The organism is Mesorhizobium sp. M7A.F.Ca.US.005.03.2.1 (assembly GCF_003997795.1).
In the GTDB taxonomy this organism is placed as follows: domain Bacteria; phylum Pseudomonadota; class Alphaproteobacteria; order Rhizobiales; family Rhizobiaceae; genus Mesorhizobium; species Mesorhizobium ciceri.
Window position 1 is genome coordinate 1 of the sequence record NZ_RZRP01000792.1, and the last position, 2,932, is coordinate 2,932.

The 2,932-nt window shown below is 64.3% G+C and carries 2 protein-coding genes and 2 pseudogenes; 2 read left to right on the forward strand and 2 right to left on the reverse strand.

What is annotated here, in order from left to right:
* Both EN991_RS30380 and EN991_RS30385 read left to right on the forward strand, forming a co-directional pair.
* Positions 1 to 1,201 (forward strand): annotated as a pseudogene (locus tag EN991_RS30380) (kinesin); the annotation flags it as partial.
* Between the two features lie 186 nt (positions 1,202 to 1,387).
* Positions 1,388 to 2,002: a 3'-5' exonuclease gene (locus tag EN991_RS30385; RefSeq protein WP_127370128.1), complete on the forward strand. Its 615-nt coding sequence runs from the start codon at positions 1,388 to 1,390 to the stop codon at positions 2,000 to 2,002.
* A 52-nt stretch (positions 2,003 to 2,054) separates the two neighbouring features.
* On the opposite strand, the gene EN991_RS30390 is transcribed toward EN991_RS30385, so the two are convergent.
* Together EN991_RS30390 and EN991_RS30395 are read right to left on the reverse strand one after the other, a co-directional pair.
* Complete coding sequence (locus EN991_RS30390) at positions 2,055 to 2,762, reverse strand: ABC-type transport auxiliary lipoprotein family protein (RefSeq protein ID WP_127370129.1); 708 nt, start codon at positions 2,760 to 2,762, stop codon at positions 2,055 to 2,057.
* Positions 2,743 to 2,932 (reverse strand): annotated as a pseudogene (locus tag EN991_RS30395) (MCE family protein); the annotation flags it as partial. The gene EN991_RS30390 and the pseudogene EN991_RS30395, both read right to left, overlap by 20 nt.

The window sequence follows — 2,932 nt, forward strand, 5'->3', positions numbered from 1 at the left end:
GACGGAACTGTCGTCGTCCACCTTGCGCGAGGTCGCGTCGATTGCCACCAAGTTCGACGAGCACAGCCGCCTGCTGTCCAGTGCTTCGGACCTGTTGAGCTCGGCCCAGAGCAACCTCGAACACACGCTCGAACGGCAGTCGTCGCTCGAAGACCTCGCCGTCGGCCTGGTCAAGAAGTCGGAAGATCTCGAAAGGGTCATGCGCTCGTTCGAAAATCTCGTCGGCCAGACGCTGCAGAACGCCGAAGGCAAGGCGATGGAGTCGGCCGACAAGATCCGCAACGCCATCACCGACGTCGTCGACTCGGCAACCAAGCGCTTTGCCGATGCGACCGAGGAGATGCGGCGCACCGCGGGCTCGATCAAGAGCGAGCTCGACCTGACCCGCGCCGAGCTCAAGAAGGGCGTCATCGAAATGCCGGAAGAGGCCAAGGAATCGACTTCGGCCATCCGCCGCGCCGTTTCCGAGCAGATCAACGCCCTGAAGGAGCTTTCGGACATCGTGGCCAAGTCCGGCCGCGGCGGTGAAGGGTCCGAACCACGCAACCTGCGTCCGGCGCCGCAAGCGCCGGCCGCACGCGCTGCCGAGCCGCCGCGCCGAGCACCGGCACCGCAGCCGGACCTGCGCACGCCTCAGGCGCCCTTGGGCGGCCCTGCATTGCGCGGCACGCTCGACCTTGACCGTCCGACCGAGGCGGCACCGCGTCCGCGCGGCGATGCCAACGCCCGCACGCCGCAGGGTGGCTGGGTGCGCGATCTGCTGACCGCGGCATCGAACGATGAGGACCTCAGGTCGGCAGCTCCCCCAGCGACTGCGGAAGCGCCCCGCGCTACGCCTGCCCAGCGATCGCCCCTTCATGTCGTCGAATCGCTGAACTCGCTCTCCGTCGATATCGCGCGGGCCATCGACCACGATGCTTCGATCGAGCTGTGGAACCGCTACCGGCGCGGCGAGCGTGACGTGTTCACAAGGCGGCTCTACACGCTGAAGGGTCAGCAGACGTTCGACGAGATCCGTCGCAAGTATCAGGCCGAGGCCGAGTTCCGCGCCGCCGTCGACCGCTACTGCGACGATTTCGAGAAGCTGCTCAAGGATGTCTCGCGCAACGACCGCGACAACATCATGGCGCAGACCTACCTGACGTCGGACACCGGCAAGGTCTACACCATGCTGGCGCATGCGAGCGGCCGCCTGCACTAAGACAGGAATTGAACAGGCGGGCCATGGTCCCGCCTGTGCCTGCTCTAACGTCCGGCACGCGTTGAACCTGCCCGCAACAGGTCTTGCAAGACTATCGATGCCTTCGGAATCCGCCCTAAGTCGATCTCCCGACGGCGCCATAATTCATCCACAGTACCGCTGCCCTAACGCTCGCAGGGTGTGATCGTGAAGACGGCAATCATTTTCGACTGCGAGTTTCTTTGCCTGGAGGGCTCGCAACGCAGATTCTGGTGCGCGGCCCACGATCCCGACCCGGTGATCGCACAGATCGGCGCCGTCAGGCTTGGACTTGAAGGCGACTTCCCCCTGCTCGGAACACACAAGGCCTATATCAGACCGGTCGACCGGTTTGGTCAGAGATACGCCCTGGACCCATTCTTCACCAAACTGACCGGCATCACCGAGGAAGATTTGGAGACAAAAGGGGTGGCACTAGGGGATGCTCTCGCCGACATCGATCGTTTTTCCGAAGGGGCGCGATTCTGGTCCTGGGGCAAGGACGAATTGAGCATGATCGCCATCAGCTGCTATGTCGCGGGCATTCAGCCTTCGATCCCGGCCACCCGGTTTGACAACACCGTCAAGCTGCTGATCGCAGCCGGAATGCCGATCGAGGATCTGGCGAGAACGCCGAGCAACAAGCTTGCGGATTACTACGGCGTCAAGCACCCGCCATTGCAGGGGCACGATGCGCTCGATGACGCGCTGTCCGTGACCTACACCCTGCAGCACCTGATGAAGACCGGAAAGCTCCGGCCGGAGATCTTCGACCACTTGTAGGTAGAGAAGCCTGGTCGGATGAAGCCTGGTGGGATTCCGGCGCGCGTCGCGCTCAGATCACCGAATCCGTCCAGCGCACGATCTGCCCGGCGGCGTCGCCGAACGCCTTGTCGAGTGCGCTGACATAAGCAGGATTGCCGCTGCCCGAGACGGGTGCGGCTGCGGTGAAGCTCTTGGAAGCACGGACCTCGCCGTTGCGATCGTTCAGTATCCGCACGAACAGATCGACCTCGGCATGTTCGCCGCCGTCGACCCGAACCTCGAATGAGCGGATCTCGACGATCACCTGATAATCGATCGCCAGGCCCTCGCCCGGCTTGCCGACGCCGGCAAAGCTGCCCGAGCGCTGGAAGGTCTCGGCCAGCCGCGCCTGCACGATCAGCGGCAGACGGTCGGCCCATTGCGCGCCCTTGAGATACTGGATCGAACGATCCGACGGTTTGATGACGATGTTCTGGCTGTCCAGCGCCTTGAGCGCCGACGGCTGCGCGATCAGGATCTGGCGGCGGCTGTGGCCAAGCGCGTCGACCGACGGCGCCGACAGCTCGAACGTATCGAGCGGCGCGGGCTTGCCGCCCAACGCCGCACAGCCGGCCAGCGTCAAAGCAAGCAGTGCCGCAGCCGATGTCAACCCGCCCGTTTTCACCCACACAGACTTCACGCGCGATCCCCGTTGTCCCCGGATCGTAAGATCGACCCGCTTTCGCGGCTCATGTTTCTGGGGCGCGCCGACGCCGAAGTCAACGCCGCGCCCTGCCATCGAATTGCCGAACCTCGCCGTCGCCACCCGACAGGATGCGCTGCGGATTGCGGCTGAGATCGGTTACCGCCTCCTCGATGCGGCTGATCGAACGGCGGCTGTCCTGCACCAGCGCTTCGACGTTCGAAAGCCCCTGGCCCGAGAATCGCGCCAGATTGTCGGTGATGACG

What these genes read in the sequence shown, in the direction of transcription:
- EN991_RS30390 (WP_127370129.1), bottom strand. Translation starts at nt 2,762, where the DNA reads ATGGCAGGGCGCGGCGTTGACTTCGGCGTCGGCGCGCCCCAGAAACAT.